The 18,651-nt window shown below is 52.4% G+C and carries 14 protein-coding genes; 4 read left to right on the plus strand and 10 right to left on the minus strand.

Features of this window, described 5'->3' with window-relative positions; all coding sequences use genetic code 11:
- Positions 1–3: 3 nt before the first annotated feature.
- The 6 genes from pta to maeB form a co-directional block, all read right to left on the minus strand.
- On the minus strand, positions 4–1,020 hold the full coding sequence (gene pta, locus QUE34_RS14855; protein ID WP_000582996.1) for a phosphate acetyltransferase: 1,017 nt from the start codon (positions 1,018–1,020) through the stop codon (positions 4–6).
- Positions 1,017–1,820, minus strand: a complete 804-nt coding sequence (gene eutT, locus QUE34_RS14860) for an ethanolamine utilization cob(I)yrinic acid a,c-diamide adenosyltransferase EutT (protein ID WP_032303513.1) — start codon at positions 1,818–1,820, stop codon at positions 1,017–1,019. The genes pta and eutT overlap by 4 nt, the downstream gene beginning before the upstream one ends.
- On the minus strand, positions 1,817–2,518 hold the full coding sequence (eutQ, locus tag QUE34_RS14865; RefSeq protein WP_105268364.1) for an ethanolamine utilization acetate kinase EutQ: 702 nt from the start codon (positions 2,516–2,518) through the stop codon (positions 1,817–1,819). The genes eutT and eutQ overlap by 4 nt, the downstream gene beginning before the upstream one ends.
- Positions 2,493–2,972 (minus strand): ethanolamine utilization acetate kinase EutP, encoded by a 480-nt coding sequence (gene eutP, locus QUE34_RS14870; RefSeq protein WP_032184851.1) that lies wholly within the window; start codon positions 2,970–2,972, stop codon positions 2,493–2,495. Before eutP ends, eutQ begins: the two co-directional genes overlap by 26 nt.
- Before the next feature lie 12 nt (positions 2,973–2,984).
- Positions 2,985–3,320: an ethanolamine utilization microcompartment protein EutS gene (eutS, locus tag QUE34_RS14875; RefSeq protein WP_000356956.1), complete on the minus strand. Its 336-nt coding sequence runs from the start codon at positions 3,318–3,320 to the stop codon at positions 2,985–2,987.
- Positions 3,321–3,611: 291 nt separating this feature from the next.
- Positions 3,612–5,891 (minus strand): NADP-dependent oxaloacetate-decarboxylating malate dehydrogenase, encoded by a 2,280-nt coding sequence (gene maeB, locus QUE34_RS14880; protein ID WP_000342645.1) that lies wholly within the window; start codon positions 5,889–5,891, stop codon positions 3,612–3,614.
- Between the two features lie 288 nt (positions 5,892–6,179).
- Here maeB and tal point away from each other — a divergent pair, with 288 nt between their 5' ends.
- Entirely contained in the window at positions 6,180–7,130 is a 951-nt protein-coding gene (gene tal / locus QUE34_RS14885; RefSeq protein ID WP_001003725.1) for a transaldolase, read from the plus strand.
- Between the two features lie 19 nt (positions 7,131–7,149).
- Entirely contained in the window at positions 7,150–9,153 is a 2,004-nt protein-coding gene (gene tkt / locus QUE34_RS14890; RefSeq protein WP_032184853.1) for a transketolase, read from the plus strand.
- A 128-nt stretch (positions 9,154–9,281) separates the two neighbouring features.
- Here the strand turns inward: tkt and QUE34_RS14895 are convergent, their stop codons facing one another.
- The 3 genes from QUE34_RS14895 to aegA form a co-directional block, all read right to left on the minus strand.
- Entirely contained in the window at positions 9,282–10,325 is a 1,044-nt protein-coding gene (locus QUE34_RS14895) for a DUF1176 domain-containing protein (RefSeq protein ID WP_032303516.1), read from the minus strand.
- 125 nt (positions 10,326–10,450) lie between these two features.
- The gene (gene nudK / locus QUE34_RS14900; RefSeq protein WP_032303517.1) at positions 10,451–11,026 is read right to left on the minus strand and encodes a GDP-mannose pyrophosphatase NudK; all 576 of its coding nucleotides are present in this window, start codon (positions 11,024–11,026) and stop codon (positions 10,451–10,453) included.
- 67 nt (positions 11,027–11,093) lie between these two features.
- On the minus strand, positions 11,094–13,073 hold the full coding sequence (gene aegA, locus QUE34_RS14905) for a formate-dependent uric acid utilization protein AegA (RefSeq protein ID WP_032303518.1): 1,980 nt from the start codon (positions 13,071–13,073) through the stop codon (positions 11,094–11,096).
- A gap of 205 nt (positions 13,074–13,278) precedes the next feature.
- Between aegA and narQ the strand changes: the two genes are divergently transcribed.
- Entirely contained in the window at positions 13,279–14,979 is a 1,701-nt protein-coding gene (gene narQ / locus QUE34_RS14910; RefSeq protein WP_032303519.1) for a nitrate/nitrite two-component system sensor histidine kinase NarQ, read from the plus strand.
- Between the two features lie 163 nt (positions 14,980–15,142).
- Complete coding sequence (acrD, locus tag QUE34_RS14915; protein WP_286338845.1) at positions 15,143–18,256, plus strand: multidrug efflux RND transporter permease AcrD; 3,114 nt, start codon at positions 15,143–15,145, stop codon at positions 18,254–18,256.
- 98 nt (positions 18,257–18,354) lie between these two features.
- Here acrD and ypfM read toward each other — a convergent pair whose 3' ends face one another.
- Positions 18,355–18,414, minus strand: coding sequence for a protein YpfM (gene ypfM, locus QUE34_RS14920; protein WP_001386977.1), 60 nt, complete (start codon positions 18,412–18,414; stop codon positions 18,355–18,357).
- Positions 18,415–18,651: the final 237 nt, after the last annotated feature.

Genomic DNA, 18,651 nt, shown 5'->3' on the forward strand with positions numbered 1-18,651 from the left:
CGTTCATTCAACCAGTGTTTGTAAACTGCTTTCGCGGTTCACTTCTGTCTGACGCGGCACAGCTGCCACCAGCGCCAGCTCGATAATTTCCTGCACGCTACAACCACGAGAGAGATCGTGCATCGGCGCGGCAAGTCCTTGTATCAATGGCCCGACGGCACGATATCCGCCAAGTCGTTGTGCGATTTTGTAGCCAATATTTCCCGCCTCCAGCGACGGAAAAACCATCACATTGGCTTTGCCCTGTAGCGGGCTGGCTGGCGCTTTTTGCGCCGCCACTTCTGGCACAAAGGCGGCGTCAAACTGCAACTCGCCATCGACGACCAGCTGCGGTGCGCGCTCACGGACGATTTCTGTCGCTTGCTGCACGTTGGCAACGCAGGGGTGACGGGCGCTGCCGTTACTGGAGAACGACAACATCGCCACGCGCGGCTCTTCTCCGGTGATGGCTCGCCAGGTTTCGGCGCTGGCAAGCGCGATATCCGCCAGTTGTGCCGCCGTCGGCTGTGGCACTACGCTGCAATCGGCAAAGCCCAACGCGGGGCCACTGTACTGTGGCAGCATCAGGAAAATGGAGGAGAGCGTTTTACAGCCTGGCTGTAAGCCAATAATGCGTAATCCGGCACGCAGCACATTTGCCGTGGAAGAGAGATTGCCCGCGATACAGACATCCGCTGTCCCGGCGCTGACCATTGCGGCAGCGAACATCAGCGGATCGGTGAGTTTTTCCAGCGCATCCGGCGGCGTTTTTTCGCCCGCACGGGCCAGCCAGCGGAGAGCAAATTCTTCCCGCATTGCGAGGTTGCCATGCGGATCTATCACCTGTAGCCCGTCCATCGCCACGCCGTGACTGAGCGCAAACTGACGAAGTTCAAACGGATTGGCGACCAGAATGGGCGTTGCCAGACCTTGTTGATGTAAATATTGCGCAGCTTTCAGCACGCGTTGGTCTAACGCATCAGGAAAAACCACTCTGGCGGGCGCTCGCAACGCCAGTTCACGACAACGTTCAATAATCATTGCGTTTCCCCCAGTCGTTGTTGGATCTGCTTCACCGTTAGCGGCTGCTTCGTTACGCTCAAAATCATCATCACGTAAACCGTGCTGGAAAGGCGGTTCAGCGCCTGCAAGATGTCCGGGCGTAATACTTCAAAACTACGGGTAATAAACACCTGCGCCGCGACGGTTTCGGTTTCCCGCACTTTGGTGCGTAGCAGATTCAGCAACGCCGCATCGCGTCCGTGGCTGGCTTCCGGCACCAGATGATCGTGGTCGAGATAACGCAGTGGCTGGTGAGAAAGTCGATGCAGATCTTCGTCAGAAAACCCGACAATCGCCTGGCAGCCCATCGGTTCGCCCAACACATCGGCACGCATAATGTTGCCAAGACGCGAACGGATATCCGCCAGCCACGGCTGCCACGGTTCTGTCAGCTCAATTTGCAGCCACACTACCAGCGCAATGGTGCTGTCGAGAACAGCGCGAAAACCCAGGCGCGGATCGCTTTTGGCGACCATTTTTTCCGCCGACAGGTGAGTCAGCGTGTCCGGCTTTTTCGCCACTGGCTGGTGACACAGTTCGCAGCACGCCTGCGGATGTTCATCACTACTGGTCAGCACGTGAACGGGCTGTAGCTGCTGCTGTTCATCGTCAACAAACAGGCGGCCCTGCTCGTCAATAAACTTGATGCGCAGATGGCGGCTTTCCAGTAACTCCCGGGCAGAGGGCGTCAGGCGACTGTCCGCAGGGAGATGGATCTCTGCGCCTTCGCTGAGCGTATGGTTCGCTCTTAGCCATGCTTCGGTGATGAAATCTTTCATAGGGATTGCCAGTTAGCCGGCCAGGCGACATACAGGAATTTCACACTGGATGTCGTACCAAATTCGATGCTGGAACCTTTCGGGATAAACATCATGTCGCCTGCTTTAGCGATCATGGTTTCGCCTTCATGGCGAACATGAAGCTCCCCTTCCAGTACCATGTCGATTTCGTCGTAGTTCAGGGTCCACGGGAAGAAGGCGTTCTCCCACTGCATAAAACCGGCGGCCATGCTGCTGCCGTCGTCTCCGGTCACGAGATCAGTCAAGCCTACGCAGTGCGGTTCCGCGCCATCGAAACGACCAAACTTCACGCTGCTGCCATCAATAACTTTGATGCCGCCTTTGCCGGTCACCGATTTAAAACTCGGCTGCATTGCCCCCTGCTCCAGCGACTGTTTTTCCTTCATCACTTTTTCCATCAGCTGCGCGACCAGGCTTTCGGTAAACTGGCCTTCCGGCAGCTGGGCGATGATGGTTTCGCGGATACGCTGGCTTTCAGTTTTATCGGCAGGCACGCTGACGGGAACAGATGCCGCTACTGGCGTCGATTCAGTGCATTCGGTGATGGTAAACCCCAACAAGTCCGCCACTTCGCGGGCTTCCGGGGTAATAATGCTGGCGCGCAGAACCACAGACATTGCCTGTTCGCCGCGCGCATGTGCTTCACGAATATCATTCGCTGTGATGAGTTTTTTCACCTGCTTCCTCCTGTTCGGTGAGAGATGCCAGATAATTCACCAGTTGCTGCACGCTTTGCGGGTCGTGGCTGTTTAGCTCGAAAATCGGCTCTTCAAAACCAGTTTCAAGCAATAACTTTCGCGTTGCTGCGACGTCAGCATCCGGCATGTCCGTTTTACTGATGACGGCGATTTGCCGTTTGCTGGCACCAATATCCAGCAACCCGGCAGGCAATCGGCTTTCCGGGTCATTCGCGCCGTGGACATAAATCAGCATGTCCACATCCTGTAGCGTGGTAATTAAGGCGTGATACCAGCGGGGATGGCTAAAATATTCACCCGGCGTATCAATATCGCCCTTATCATTAAATTCCACGGCCTGTGTTTTTCTGGCGAGGGTATAATTCCCCTGCAACGCATTAAATAACGTTGTTTTTCCTGCCCCGACGGTACCCACAAACGCAATTCGTTTCATGAATGCCTCGTATTAACTTTTGGTCATTTCACACAGCGTATAATTTAATAAGCGACCTAAACCACTGACGGTTTGTGATAACGCTTCTTCTACTGCACCCACCGAGCCATAAATCACCAGCGCGCCGCTAAAACGGTCGAGAAAACCGATATGCACATCGGCGGCTTTCAGCGCTAAATCACCGGCGATCATCGCCGTTTCGCCGGGTGTTAGCGTCATAATGCCGATTGCGCCCGCATCCGGAACGCCGATTTTCTTCGCCAGTTCCTCGCCGGGATGCGCGATGAGATGCGCCAGTGTGACCTGTTTGCCGGGCACAAATTCCTGAATGATGCGTTCTTTATCCATGAGTCGCCGCCTGTGAAAAACTTGCGTGTATCGTGACAATTTTTCGTCAGAGTAAATAACAAAATTCGGCAAGCGCGTTTAAAAGGTGAGGTAGATCACTAAGAATGGAGAGATATTTACTGTGATGCATAAACTTTCATATGCAACGCATGAATATAAATAAAATAATATCGAGATAGTTTATATGCTGCTTTTTTATTACTCGAAAACTTAGTAATAAGCTTTACTAATATATTGCAGTAAAACCGCTTACCCTGAATATTCAGGGTAAGCGTGAGAGTTAAGAATGAATTACAGCGGTTGGGTTTGCGCTTCAACCACGGCCAGCGCCACCATGTTGACGATACGACGTACGGATGCGATTGGTGTTAACACGTGAACCGGTTTCGCCACACCCATCAGCACCGGACCGACAGTCACACCTTCCGAGCTGGAAACGCGCAGTAAGTTGTAACTAATACGGGCAGCTTCCATGTTCGGCATCACCAGAATATTGGCGGAACCTTTCAAAGGGCTGTCCGGCATACGATCGCTGCGAATCGCTTCCACCAGCGCTGCATCGCCGTGCATTTCACCATCAATCATCAGTTCTGGCGCACGCTCCCTGACCAGTTCCAGCGCTTGACGCATTTTGCTCGACGACGGGCAGTCAGAAGAACCAAAGTTGGAGTGTGACAACAGAGCCACACGCGGCTCAATACCAAAACGACGAACAGTTTCTGCCGCCATCAAGGTGATCTCCGCCAACTCTTCTGCGTCTGGCTCGTCATTGACGTAGGTATCGGCAATAAAAGTGTTACCACTCGGCAATAGCAGCGCGTTCATTGCGCCTGCGGTGTGAACGCCATCGCGATAACCAAAGACATTTTTCACCACGCTGAAGTGTTCATGATAATCGCCCACCGTACCGCAAATCATTGCATCGGCTTCGCCACGCTGAACCATGATCGCGCCGATCACTGTCGGGTTACTGATCAGTGCCCGCTGTGCCTGCTCCTGAGTTACACCACGGCGCTTCATGATCTGGAAGTATTCGGTCCAGTATTCTTTAAAACGCGGATCGGATTCGTTATTGACGATCTCAAAATCAACGCCCGCTTTGATCTGCAAGCCCAGTTTTTGAATGCGCATTTCGATCACGTTCGGACGACCGATAAGGATCGGTTTCGCCAGTCCCAGCGTCACCAGTTCCTGAGTAGCATGCAGAACGCGTGCCTCTTCCCCTTCCGGTAAAACAACGCGCTTCGGCGCTTTGCGGGCCTGGGAGAAAATCGGCTTCATAAACAGGTTGGTTTTGTAAACGAACTCAGTCAGCTTGTCGATGTAGACGTCGAAATCAGCAATCGGACGCGTCGCCACGCCCGACTCCATCGCCGCTTTAGCGACCGCAGGAGCGATCTTAACGATCAAACGCGGATCAAACGGTTTTGGAATGATGTATTCCGGGCCGAAGCTCAGATCTTGATCGCCATACGCCGAAGCAACGACTTCGCTCTGTTCCGCATGGGCCAGTTCTGCAATCGCGCGTACCGCCGCCAGTTTCATTTCCTCGTTGATGGCTGTTGCACCAACGTCCAACGCGCCACGGAAGATGAATGGGAAGCAAAGCACGTTATTAACCTGGTTCGGGTAGTCGGAACGGCCGGTACAGATGATGGCATCCGGACGCACTTCTTTCGCCAGCGGCGGCAGAATTTCTGGTTCCGGGTTCGCAAGCGCCAGGATCATCGGCGCACGAGCCATTTTCTTAACCATTTCCTGGGTCAGCACTTTCGGGCCGGAACAGCCCAGGAAAATATCCGCGCCTTCAATTACATCATCGAGGGTACGTTTGCCGTCATCTACCACCGCATATGCGGCTTTGGTTTCCGCCATATTTGGCTCACGGCCCTGATAGATAACGCCTTTTGAATCACAAACCACGATGTTATGTTTTTGCAGCCCCAGCGCCACCAGCAGGTTCATACAGGCAATTGCTGCTGCACCCGCGCCGGAAACCACCATCCGCACGTCGGAGATGTTTTTCTCCACCACGCGCAATCCGTTGAGGATGGCTGCAGTGCTGATAATTGCCGTGCCGTGCTGATCGTCGTGGAATACTGGAATATTCATCCGCTCGCGCAGTTTCTGTTCAATATAGAAACATTCTGGCGCTTTAATGTCTTCGAGGTTGATGCCGCCGAAGGTCGGTTCGAGCGCAGCGACAACTTCAATAAATTTGTCCGGGTCAAGTTCATCAACTTCAATGTCAAATACATCAATCCCGGCGAATTTCTTAAACAGAACGCCCTTGCCTTCCATCACCGGTTTGCCTGCCAGCGCGCCAATGTTGCCTAACCCCAGCACCGCCGTACCGTTAGAGATCACCGCCACCAGGTTACCACGAGCGGTATATTTGTAGGCTTTTAACGGGTCTTTTTCGATTTCTAGACAAGGTGCGGCAACGCCTGGTGAGTAGGCCAGCGCCAGATCGCGCTGCGTTGCCAGAGGCTTGGTTGGAGAAACCTGGATTTTCCCTGGAACTGGAAATTCATGGAAATCAAGTGCACTTTGTTTTAACTGGTCATCCATTTGGTTGTTCCTTTCACGTAACGTTCACAAATAAAGTGTGTGGGCAACAGCCCCTGCCCACAACGTGGCGCACATTATTACCTTGCCGGAGTCTACAGACTTTGAGCAAGTCCAAACTCTCACCATTAATATAATGTTTTGGTAATAATCCTATAACACTGATGTTACCTGCTTAATCCAGCAATACCATGCCTGTCTGCTATGCTTTTTTGATGCGTTTAGCGAAATTTCTCAGAAGTGTGAATTAACGCACTCATCTAACACTTTACTTTTCAAGGAGTATTTCCTATGAACGAGTTAGACGGCATCAAACAGTTCACCACTGTCGTGGCAGACAGCGGCGATATTGAGTCCATTCGCCATTATCATCCCCAGGATGCCACCACCAATCCTTCGCTGTTACTCAAGGCTGCCGGATTATCACAATATGAGCATTTAATAGACGATGCTATCGCCTGGGGTAAAAAAAATGGCAAGACCCAGGAACAACAGGTGGTCGCTGCATGTGACAAACTGGCGGTCAATTTCGGTACTGAAATTCTCAAAATCGTACCCGGTCGCGTGTCAACAGAAGTTGATGCACGCCTCTCTTTTGATAAAGAAAAAAGTATTGAGAAGGCGCGCCATTTGGTGGACTTGTATCAGCAACAAGGCGTTGAGAAATCACGTATTCTGATCAAGCTGGCTTCAACCTGGGAAGGAATTCGCGCGGCAGAAGAACTGGAAAAAGAAGGTATTAACTGCAACCTGACGCTACTGTTTTCTTTTGCTCAGGCGCGGGCCTGTGCAGAAGCAGGCGTTTTTCTGATTTCGCCGTTTGTCGGGCGTATTTATGACTGGTATCAGGCGCGTAAGCCGATGGACCCGTATGTGGTGGAAGAAGATCCGGGCGTTAAGTCAGTGCGCAATATCTACGACTACTATAAGCAACACCACTACGAAACCATTGTAATGGGCGCGAGCTTCCGTCGCACCGAACAAATCCTCGCCTTAACCGGCTGCGATCGACTGACTATTGCGCCGAATTTGCTGAAGGAGCTGCAGGAAAAAGTTTCTCCAGTAGTGCGTAAATTAATCCCGCCTTCTCAGACGTTCCCACGCCCAGCCCCGATGAGCGAAGCGGAGTTCCGTTGGGAGCACAATCAGGATGCAATGGCGGTAGAAAAACTCTCTGAAGGCATCCGCCTGTTCGCCGTTGATCAACGCAAACTGGAAGATCTTCTTGCCGTCAAACTATAAACCAGCCACGGAGTGTTATATGTCCCGAAAAGACCTTGCCAATGCGATTCGCGCGCTCAGTATGGATGCGGTACAAAAAGCCAATTCTGGTCATCCCGGCGCGCCGATGGGCATGGCTGATATTGCCGAAGTGCTGTGGAACGATTTTCTTAAACATAACCCCACCGATCCAACCTGGTATGATCGCGACCGCTTTATTCTCTCCAACGGTCACGCGTCGATGCTGCTCTACAGTTTGCTTCATCTGACCGGTTACGACCTGCCGCTGGAAGAGCTGAAGAACTTCCGTCAGTTGCATTCGAAAACCCCTGGTCACCCGGAGATTGGCTATACGCCTGGTGTTGAAACCACCACCGGTCCACTTGGACAAGGTTTGGCGAACGCGGTCGGACTGGCGATAGCAGAACGTACACTAGCGGCGCAGTTTAACCAGCCGGATCATGAAATTATCGATCACTTCACCTATGTGTTTATGGGCGACGGCTGCCTGATGGAAGGTATTTCTCACGAAGTCTGTTCGCTGGCGGGCACGCTGGGGCTGGGCAAGCTGATTGGTTTTTACGATCACAATGGTATTTCCATCGACGGTGAAACCGAAGGCTGGTTTACCGACGATACGGCAAAACGTTTTGAAGCCTATCACTGGCATGTGATCCATGAAATCGACGGTCACGATCCGCAGGCGGTGAAGGAAGCGATTCTTGAAGCGCAAAGCGTAAAAGATAAGCCGTCGTTGATTATCTGCCGTACGGTGATTGGCTTTGGTTCGCCGAATAAAGCAGGTAAGGAAGAGGCGCATGGCGCACCACTGGGGGAAGAAGAAGTGGCATTGGCACGGCAAAAACTGGGCTGGCATCATCCGCCATTTGAGATCCCCAAAGAGATTTATCACGCCTGGGACGCTCGCGAAAAAGGCGAAAAAGCACAGCAGAGCTGGAATGAGAAGTTTGCCGCGTATAAAAAGGCTCATCCGCAACTGGCAGAAGAGTTTACTCGCCGGATGAGCGGTGGTTTACCAAAAGACTGGGAAAAAACGACGCAGAAATATATCAATGAGTTGCAGGCGAATCCGGCGAAAATCGCTACTCGTAAGGCTTCGCAAAATACGCTTAACGCTTACGGGCCCATGCTGCCTGAACTGCTTGGCGGTTCGGCGGATCTGGCTCCCAGCAACCTCACCATCTGGAAAGGTTCTGTGTCGCTGAAGGAAGATCCAGCGGGGAATTATATTCACTACGGGGTACGTGAATTTGGCATGACCGCCATCGCCAACGGCATCGCGCACCACGGCGGCTTTGTGCCGTATACCGCGACGTTCCTGATGTTTGTTGAATACGCCCGTAACGCCGCGCGGATGGCGGCACTGATGAAAGCGCGGCAAATTATGGTTTATACCCACGACTCAATTGGTCTGGGGGAGGATGGTCCGACGCACCAGGCGGTTGAACAACTTGCAAGTCTGCGCTTAACGCCGAATTTCAGCACCTGGCGACCGTGTGATCAGGTGGAAGCTGCGGTGGGCTGGAAGCTGGCGGTCGAGCGTCACAACGGGCCGACGGCGCTGATCCTCTCAAGACAGAATCTGGCCCAGGTGGAACGTACGCCAGATCAGGTAAAAGAGATTGCCCGCGGTGGTTATGTGTTGAAAGACAGCGGCGGCAAGCCGGATATTATTTTGATTGCCACTGGTTCAGAGATGGAAATCACCTTGCAAGCAGCGGAGAAATTAGCGGGAGAAGGTCGCAATGTACGCGTAGTTTCCCTGCCCTCGACCGATATTTTCGACGCCCAGGATGAGGAATATCGGGAGTCTGTGTTGCCTTCTAACGTTGCGGCTCGCGTGGCGGTGGAAGCAGGCATCGCCGATTACTGGTACAAATATGTTGGTCTGAAAGGGGCAATTGTCGGGATGACGGGTTATGGGGAATCTGCTCCTGCGGATAAGCTGTTCCCGTTCTTTGGCTTTACCGCCGAGAATATTGTGGCAAAAGCGCATAAGGTACTGGGAGTGAAAGGTGCCTGATGGTGATCGCCGGATGCTGATTGCCGGATGCTGATTGCCGGATGCGACGCTGACGCGTCTTATCCGGCCTACCGCGTCTTATCCGGCCTGACGCGTCTTATCAGGCTGACATGTTCCCGCTATTATGTTTAACGGGTGATCCACAACGTGGGCCAGGCGTCTGGTCCATGCCAGTTATCGCAGGTGGGTTCTGCAGCGTAACGCACCAGGCGAAAACGCTGACCGTCAAAGCGCCAGCGCGCCTGAATGCCACAATCGCTTAATCCGCGCCCTTTCGCTAAGGTCACCAGTTCACGCGATTTTTCATCGAATGTTGCGTTCATCAGTTCCAGTTCATTGGTCTCCTGACCGTTGTTGAACGGTAAACGCAACCGTACCGGGCGCGAGGCCAGTGGCTTTTTACGCGACACAATCCACGCAAGATCAATGGTGTTATACGCGCCTGCTTCACAGCTAATCATCATTAATGCTTTATCGTCGGTCAGCGCAGTCACATTCACTTCACGACGCAACGGATCAAGCGAACAGCGCAGACCATTCATCCGCCAGTTACCGTAATCCAGCAAATCGTTACGTTCTTCACGAGAAAGTGGGGTCGGCGTCGGGTTCACTACCGCGACCTCTTTTAGCGCAGGCGCTGGCGGTACGCTGAGCGGCGGTTCGTCCCCTTTCTTGATCCACGCAGTTTCACTGCCGAGGCGCTTTTGCTGGGCATCAATAAACAACAACGCTGCTTTTAAGCCACTCAGTGAAATGGTCTGATCGCCGTCGCGTAAGGTGATCGCTTTCCCTTCCTGAATCATCTGCAAAAACGCGGTGATGGTTGTCGTATCATCGGTTACTAATAACCATGGTGAAATCCGCCACTTGTCACCACTTAACGCCAACGGCTCGCCATCTAACAGCAGCCGTGGCGCTATCTCCCCTTCTGACGCATCCGGCGACTTCAACCCGCCGCGCTCAATACGTAAAACGGCATCGGTACGCGCCCCGGCGCTGCGGCTCAGGGTCATCACCAGTCCGTTATGATTGCCCGTATTGCGCGCCACACAGAAATTTTGATTATTACAGGTGACCTGCCAGTCGGAAAATGCCCGTTGCGCTGGTGCCGCCCACACCAAAGACGTCGGCAATAAAGCGAAAAAAAAGAGAAGAAAAATGCGATAGCGCATGGACGGTACGACCCCAGAAGTTCAAACAAACAGCACAAGTCGTATCTTCGTTGCGCAGGTAGCGCGGCTCAATCGGATTTATCGGATTGAGCCAATAATAAACAACGAAATATTATTGTTATTTTTCAGTCCATTAAATGTGACATTTGCAAATAGTTAAGCAATAACACCGTCTTACCGTCACGTATCTCGCCGGTTTTGATCATCTCCAGCGCCTGGCTGAACGGCAGCTCGAGTACTTCAATATCTTCATCTTCGACACCACCGCCCGCATTAGCGCGCTGGCTGTCACTGTATTCGGCGATAAAAAAGTGGATTAGCTCAGTCACACCGCCTGGCGACATATACAGTTCAAATAATTTGCGGACTTCGCCAACTTCATACCCCGTCTCTTCAATCGCTTCTTTGCGAATACACACTTCCGGTTCGTCGTTATCCAGCAGCCCGGCGCAGGTTTCAATCAACTGCCCGCTGTCATTGCCATTAACCCAGGTAGCGACGCGGAACTGACGAATCAGAACGACGGTCTTTTTCTTCGCGTTGTACAGGAGGATCGTCGCACCATTACCGCGATCATAAACTTCACGTTTATGGCGGATAACTTCGCCATCTTTTCGCGTGAGATCGTAAGTAATGTTGTGCAGGGTGAAATAGTTATCGGAGAGAATTTTGTCTTTAATGAGGGTGATTTGTTGCGTCATACCGACTCCACAGCGCGAAATGAACAATTATCTTACGCTGTGAAGTCAGTTTTGTCTGCGCAGGCTATCAGTGAGATTTGACTGATTTTACCCCCAGCCAGTCAATAATCCCCTGTGCCGCATGACGTCCTTCTGCCATTGCGGTAACCACCAGATCCGCACCACGCACGGCATCGCCACCTGCGAAGATTTTCGGATTCGTGGTCTGATAACGGTACTGGCTTTCCACATCCGCGATGATGCGGCCCCATTTGTCTACCGTTACACCGTGCGACTCCAGCCACGGCATCCCGTGCGGATTGAAGCCAAACGCCATAATCACCGCGTCTGCTGGCATCACAAACTCACTGCCTTCCACCGGCACCGGACGCCGACGCCCCTGGGCATCCGGCTCGCCAAGACGCGTACGCAGGAAACGAATTCCGCAAACATGACCTTGCTCATTCAGCTCAAGCGCCACCGGCTGGACGTTAAATTCGAAGTTTGCCCCCTCTTCGCGGGCGTTCTTCACCTCCTTCTTCGAGCCAGGCATGTTAGCTTCATCACGACGATAGGCACAGGTGACGTTACTCGCGCCATGGCGCAGCGCGGTACGCACACAGTCCATCGCGGTGTCGCCACCGCCCAGTACCACGACATTGAGTCCGGCGGTATTGATAAACGGCTCTTCAGGTAACTCTTCAAGTCCCATCACCTGTTTAGTATTGGCGATGAGGAATGGCAGCGCGTCATAAACGCCCGGCGCATCTTCATTAGGTAAACCCGCTTTCATGGAACGGTAAGTGCCTACGCCAACGAAGACCGCGTCGTATTGTTCCAAAAGCGAATCCAAAGAGACATCTTTACCCACTTCACAATTGAGTTCGAAGTGAATCCCCATCGCGCTGAAGATTTCCCGGCGACGCGCCAGCAGGGACTTATCCAGTTTGAAAGAAGGAATGCCGAAGGTGAGCAGGCCACCGATTTCTGGATGGCGATCGTACACCGTCACCTCCACGCCATTGCGGATCAGAACATCCGCACAGGCTAGCCCTGCCGGACCTGCACCGATAATCGCCACCCGCTTATCCACTTTGGTGACATGGCTTAAGTCAGGACGCCAACCTTTCGCCAACGCCTGATCCGAAATGTAGCGTTCGATGTTGCCGATAGTTACCGCTCCGTGCTCATCGCGAATGGTGCAGGCTCCTTCGCACAGACGGTCTTGCGGACAAACGCGTCCGGTAATTTCTGGCAGGGTGTTGGTCTGGTGAGAAAGCTCGACGGCGGCGTCGATATTTCCGGCTTTCACCAGCTCTATCCACTGTGGAATGTGGTTATGCAGAGGGCAGGTCCATTCACAAACGCTGTGCTCGCCGCACTTCAGGCAACGCGAGGCTTCCCGTTGTGCCTGGTCGGCGCGAAATGGCAGATAAATTTCATCAAAACCAGTTTTGCGCGCTTCAATCGCCAGTTTATCCGGCTCGCCTCGTGCGGGGGTTGCCTGCATTTGCTCGACTTTACTCATCGCCGGCATTTCTGGTGCCCCAGTACTGGCATGCCACGGTTGATGCTCCTGACGTGCGGTGCGCAGGCGGCGAGATTTCGCTATGCCGGAGAGTGCGGCGTCAGTGACCAGTTGCAGAGCGTCCGCCGGACAATTCTCGACACAGGCAGGACCGCTTTCGCGACCTGCACAAAGGTCGCATTTATGCGCCGTGGCTTTAACTTTGCCTGCCGCGACGGGTGTCAGGACGATTTGCATCGTACCAAATGGACAAGCTACCACGCAGGATTTACAGCCAATACACTTTTGCTGATTGACCTGAATGCTGTCATCAACATGGCTGATCGCGCCATTAGGGCAACTACGGGCACAGGGCGCATCTTCGCAATGGTGACAGGTCACCGCACTACGTTGCTGCTGATGTTTGATAACCGTAATTCGGGGATGAAAATGGTGTTGGCTCAGGACATGTTGCTCATCATTGTGAGCCATGACGCAGGCGATTTCACAAGCATGACAACCCAGACATTGCTGACTGTTGGCCATAATAAAACGATTCATAACGACCTTCTTTTTTGGTTGTAAAAACCTTATTCTTTATATGAGTGTTGTTATTACCCGACTTACAGGGGAATCGGCAATGTTCATGTGCCCAGAATAAGTCACTATTTCGCTATAAACTGTGGCAGATCAAATAATCCCATCACTGACTAAATTGCATTTCAGCAAACTGGAACATTAATGATTTTATGTGGAGAAGACGCGTGTGATTGTTAAACGCCCCGTCTCGGCCAGTTTGGCCCGGGCCTTTTTTTACATTGTGCTGCTGTCGATTCTTTCCACGGGTACCGCACTGCTAACTCTGGCGAGCAGTTTGCGCGACGCTGAGGCTATCAATATTGCCGGATCGCTGCGTATGCAGAGTTACCGCCTGGGCTACGACTTGCAAAGTGGCAGTCCACAACTCAATGCACATCGCCAGTTATTTCAGCAGGCACTGCATTCACCGGTATTAACCAATCTCAACGTCTGGTATGTGCCAGAGGCAGTAAAAACTCGCTATGCGCATCTGAATGCCAACTGGCTGGAGATGAATAATCGGCTCAGCAAGGGCGACTTGCCGTGGTATCAGGCCAATATTAATAATTATGTTAATCAGATAGACCTGTTCGTGCTGGCTTTACAGCACTACGCTGAACGCAAAATGCTGCTGGTGGTGGCGATTTCCCTGGCTGGCGGCATCGGTATTTTCACGCTGGTCTTTTTTACTTTGCGCCGCATACGCCATCAGGTGGTTGCCCCGCTGAATCAGCTGGTTACCGCCAGTCAGCGTATTGAACACGGCCAGTTCGATTCGCCGCCGCTGGATACCAGTCTGCCCAATGAGCTGGGACTGTTGGCCAAAACCTTTAACCAGATGTCGAGCGAGCTGCATAAATTGTATCGTTCGCTGGAAGCGTCAGTAGAAGAAAAAACCCGTGATCTCCACGAGGCCAAGCGTCGCCTGGAAGTGTTGTATCAGTGTTCGCAGGCGCTGAACACCAGCCAGATAGATGTGCATTGTTTCCGCCATATTTTGCAGATTGTTCGCGACAATGAAGCGGCTGAATATCTGGAGTTGAATGTCGGTGAAAACTGGCGGATTAGTGAAGGGAAACCAAACCCCGAATTGCCGATGCAGATTTTACCGGTAACGATGCAAGAGACGGTTTACGGCGAACTGCACTGGCAAAATAGCCACGTGTCATCATCAGAACCGCTGCTTAACAGCGTTTCGTCGATGCTGGGACGCGGTTTGTACTTTAATCAGGCGCAGAAGCATTTTCAGCAGTTACTGTTGATGGAAGAACGTGCCACCATCGCACGGGAATTACATGATTCGCTGGCCCAGGTGCTTTCTTACTTACGTATCCAGTTGACGTTACTTAAACGTTCGATACCGGAAGATAACGCCACCGCACAAAATATCATGGCCGATTTCTCCCAGGCATTGAATGATGCTTATCGACAGTTACGCGAGCTGTTGACCACGTTCCGCCTGACGCTGCAGCAAGCGGATCTTCCCTCCGCGTTGCGGGAAATGCTGGATACGTTACAAAATCAAACCAGCGCAAAACTGACTCTCGACTGCCGTCTGCCAACACTGGCGCTGGATGCGCAAATGCAGGTGCATTTGTTGCAAATTATTCGCGAAGCGGTACTCAATGCGATGAAGCACGCCAACGCCAGCGAAATAGCCGTCAGCTGCGTCACCGCGCCGGACGGCAATCACACAGTCTATATCCGTGATAACGGGATTGGCATCGGAGAACCGAAAGAACCCGAAGGTCACTATGGTCTGAATATTATGCGCGAACGCGCGGAACGACTGGGTGGAACGCTGACTTTTTCACAACCTTCCGGTGGCGGCACGTTAGTGAGTATTAGCTTTCGCTCTGCGGAGGGTGAGGAAAGCCAGCTAATGTAATGCCACCTACTGACCAAAGAATACTTGCACTTAAGGTTCAGTATAAAAGGGCATGATAATTTACATTAACTCCTTTTTTTCTCCACGATTGGTCCGTACCTTGCCGCTACAGTGAAGCAAGGCATGCCAACAACAATACGCAGAAACACGAGGTCCTCTTTTAATGGCGAATTTCTTTATTGATCGCCCCATTTTTGCCTGGGTGCTGGCAATCCTGTTGTGTCTGACAGGAACCCTGGCGATTTTCTCATTGCCCGTTGAACAATACCCCGATCTTGCACCGCCTAATGTGCGAGTAACCGCTAACTATCCCGGCGCATCGGCTCAGACGCTGGAAAACACCGTGACCCAGGTTATCGAGCAAAATATGACCGGCCTCGATAATCTCATGTATATGTCGTCTCAAAGCAGTGGCACCGGTCAGGCATCTGTCACCTTAAGTTTTAAAGCGGGCACCGATCCGGACGAAGCAGTGCAGCAAGTACAAAACCAGCTGCAATCAGCCATGCGAAAGTTGCCGCAGGCGGTGCAAAATCAGGGCGTGACGGTGCGTAAAACCGGCGATACCAACATTCTTACCATTGCCTTCGTCTCTACCGATGGTTCGATGGATAAGCAAGATATTGCCGATTACGTTGCCAGTAATATTCAGGACCCATTAAGCCGCGTGAATGGCGTCGGGGATATCGATGCCTATGGTTCGCAATATTCAATGCGTATCTGGCTGGACCCGGCGAAACTCAACAGTTTTCAGATGACGGCTAAAGATGTCACTGATGCCATTGAGTCACAGAACGCGCAGATTGCGGTTGGGCAACTTGGTGGTACGCCTTCCGTCGATAAGCAGGCGCTCAACGCCACCATTAACGCCCAGTCACTGCTGCAAACACCAGAACAGTTCCGCGATATCACCTTACGGGTGAATCAGGACGGCTCAGAAGTAAGGCTGGGCGATGTCGCCACCGTCGAAATGGGGGCAGAGAAATACGATTATCTCAGCCGCTTCAACGGTAAGCCAGCCTCCGGGCTGGGGGTAAAACTGGCCTCCGGCGCGAACGAAATGGCAACAGCGGAGCTGGTACTCAATCGTCTCGACGAACTGGCGCAGTACTTCCCACATGGACTGGAATACAAGGTGGCATATGAAACCACCTCATTTGTTAAAGCCTCCATTGAAGACGTGGTGAAAACGCTGCTGGAAGCTATCGCCCTGGTTTTCCTCGTTATGTATCTGTTCTTGCAAAACTTCCGTGCCACGCTGATACCAACTATCGCCGTGCCGGTGGTGTTGATGGGAACCTTCTCCGTACTTTACGCCTTCGGTTACAGCGTCAACACCTTAACCATGTTCGCGATGGTGCTGGCGATCGGTCTGCTGGTGGATGACGCCATCGTGGTGGTGGAAAACGTCGAACGTATTATGAGTGAGGAAGGACTCACTCCTCGCGAAGCCACACGTAAATCGATGGGGCAGATCCAGGGGGCACTGGTCGGGATTGCGATGGTGCTGTCGGCGGTATTTGTGCCAATGGCCTTCTTCGGTGGCACCACCGGAGCTATCTATCGCCAGTTCTCTATTACCATTGTTGCGGCGATGGTGCTGTCAGTACTGGTAGCGATGATCCTCACTCCGGCTCTGTGCGCCACGCTACTTAAGCCGCTGAAAAAAGGTGAGCATCACGGGCAAAAAGGCTTTTTTGCCTGGTTTAACCAGATGTTTAATCGTAACGCCGAACGCTACGAAAAAGGGGTAGCGAAAATTCTCCACCGTAGCCTGCGCTGGATTGTGATTTATGTCCTGCTGCTTGGCGGCATGGTGTTCCTGTTCCTGCGTTTGCCGACGTCGTTCTTGCCACTGGAAGACCGTGGCATGTTCACTACCTCGGTGCAATTACCCAGCGGTTTAACTCAGCAACAGACCCTGAAAGTCGTTGAGCAAATCGAGAAGTATTACTTCACCCATGAAAAAGACAATATCATGTCGGTGTTTGCCACCGTTGGTTCTGGCCCCGGGGGGAACGGGCAAAACGTGGCACGAATGTTTATCCGCCTGAAAGACTGGAGCGAACGCGACAGTAAGACCGGCACCTCGTTTGCCATTATCGAACGAGCAACGAAGGAATTTAATAAGATTAAAGAAGCTCGCGTTATCGCCAGCAGCCCGCCAGCAATTAGCGGCCTTGGCAGTTCTGCGGGTTTTGATATGGAGTTGCAGGACCACGCTGGTGCGGGTCACGATGCGCTGATGGCAGCACGTAACCAGTTGCTGGCTCTGGCGGCGGAAAATCCGGAGTTAACCCGTGTACGCCATAACGGCCTCGACGACAGTCCGCAGTTGCAGATTGATATCGATCAGCGTAAAGCTCAGGCGCTGGGCGTTGCTATCGACGATATTAACGACACGCTGCAAACCGCGTGGGGTTCGAGCTATGTGAATGACTTTATGGATCGCGGTCGCGTGAAGAAAGTCTATGTGCAGGCCGCTGCGCCATATCGCATGCTGCCAGATGACATCAATCTCTGGTATGTACGAAATAAAGATGGTGGCATGGTCCCCTTCTCTGCTTTCGCGACCTCACGCTGGGAAACAGGCTCGCCGCGTCTGGAACGCTATAACGGTTATTCAGCGGTAGAGATTGTCGGGGAAGCCGCGCCGGGGGTCAGCACCGGTACGGCGATGGATATTATGGAATCGTTAGTGAAGCAGCTGCCAAACGGCTTTGGTCTGGAGTGGACGGCGATGTCGTATCAGGAGCGGCTTTCCGGCGCGCAGGCTCCGGCGCTGTATGCCATTTCATTGCTGGTGGTATTCCTGTGTCTGGCGGCGCTGTATGAAAGCTGGTCAGTGCCGTTCTCGGTAATGCTGGTCGTGCCGCTGGGCGTTATCGGCGCGCTGCTGGCAACCTGGCTGCGCGGGCTGGAAAACGACGTTTACTTCCAGGTAGGCCTGTTAACGGTCATTGGTTTATCGGCGAAAAACGCCATCCTGATCGTCGAGTTTGCTAACGAGATGAACCAAAAAGGCCACGACCTGTTTGAAGCGACGCTCCACGCCTGCCGTCAGCGTTTACGTCCGATTCTGATGACCTCTCTGGCCTTTATCTTCGGCGTATTGCCAATGGCAACCAGCACGGGGGCCGGTTCCGGTGGCCAGCATGCGGTGGGTACTGGCGTAATGGGCGGGATGATTTCGGCCACGATTCTGGCTATTTACTTCGTGCCGCTGTTCTTTGTGCTGGTGCGCCGCCGCTTCCCGCTGAAGCCACGCCCGGAATAAGCAATTAAAAAGGCGACATACTAATGTGTCGCCTTTTTCAACTTTCCGATAAAGAACCTGTTCAGCAGGTACTTTCTGTTTGTACTTTGTCTCAGGAATTACTTACGAAGCATAACTTCGATAAAGTCTTTCCAGTTCCCCAGTTCACGTTCAATCATAACAACCTCTCTTATAATTATGGGTATTCTACGGAAACAATATACCGTGGTGAAGCTAATTTACTCGATTGCTGCGATGACTACCTCCGGGGGACAAACCTTATGTAAATACTATGGTCCTGCGGTGATGATTTGTATGTGATACACAGCAACATTTCGAGATATTCATACGGCATCTAATACTTATTTAATTCTGGTTAAAATACAGACAGATAACAAGATGAATATTCTTAATGT

It is taken from the genome of Escherichia sp. KS167_9B (assembly GCF_030295215.1).
Classification (GTDB): Bacteria; Pseudomonadota; Gammaproteobacteria; order Enterobacterales; family Enterobacteriaceae; genus Escherichia; species Escherichia coli_F.

What these genes read in the sequence shown, in the direction of transcription:
- eutT (WP_032303513.1), bottom strand. Translation starts at nt 1,820, where the DNA reads ATGAAAGATTTCATCACCGAAGCATGGCTAAGAGCGAACCATACGCTC.
- aegA (WP_032303518.1), bottom strand. Translation starts at nt 13,073, where the DNA reads ATGAATCGTTTTATTATGGCCAACAGTCAGCAATGTCTGGGTTGTCAT.
- maeB (WP_000342645.1), bottom strand. Translation starts at nt 5,891, where the DNA reads ATGGATGACCAGTTAAAACAAAGTGCACTTGATTTCCATGAATTTCCA.
- tkt (WP_032184853.1), top strand. Translation starts at nt 7,150, where the DNA reads ATGTCCCGAAAAGACCTTGCCAATGCGATTCGCGCGCTCAGTATGGAT.
- tal (WP_001003725.1), top strand. Translation starts at nt 6,180, where the DNA reads ATGAACGAGTTAGACGGCATCAAACAGTTCACCACTGTCGTGGCAGAC.
- eutS (WP_000356956.1), bottom strand. Translation starts at nt 3,320, where the DNA reads ATGGATAAAGAACGCATCATTCAGGAATTTGTGCCCGGCAAACAGGTC.
- QUE34_RS14895 (WP_032303516.1), bottom strand. Translation starts at nt 10,325, where the DNA reads ATGCGCTATCGCATTTTTCTTCTCTTTTTTTTCGCTTTATTGCCGACG.
- pta (WP_000582996.1), bottom strand. Translation starts at nt 1,020, where the DNA reads ATGATTATTGAACGTTGTCGTGAACTGGCGTTGCGAGCGCCCGCCAGA.
- acrD (WP_286338845.1), top strand. Translation starts at nt 15,143, where the DNA reads ATGGCGAATTTCTTTATTGATCGCCCCATTTTTGCCTGGGTGCTGGCA.
- nudK (WP_032303517.1), bottom strand. Translation starts at nt 11,026, where the DNA reads ATGACGCAACAAATCACCCTCATTAAAGACAAAATTCTCTCCGATAAC.
- eutP (WP_032184851.1), bottom strand. Translation starts at nt 2,972, where the DNA reads ATGAAACGAATTGCGTTTGTGGGTACCGTCGGGGCAGGAAAAACAACG.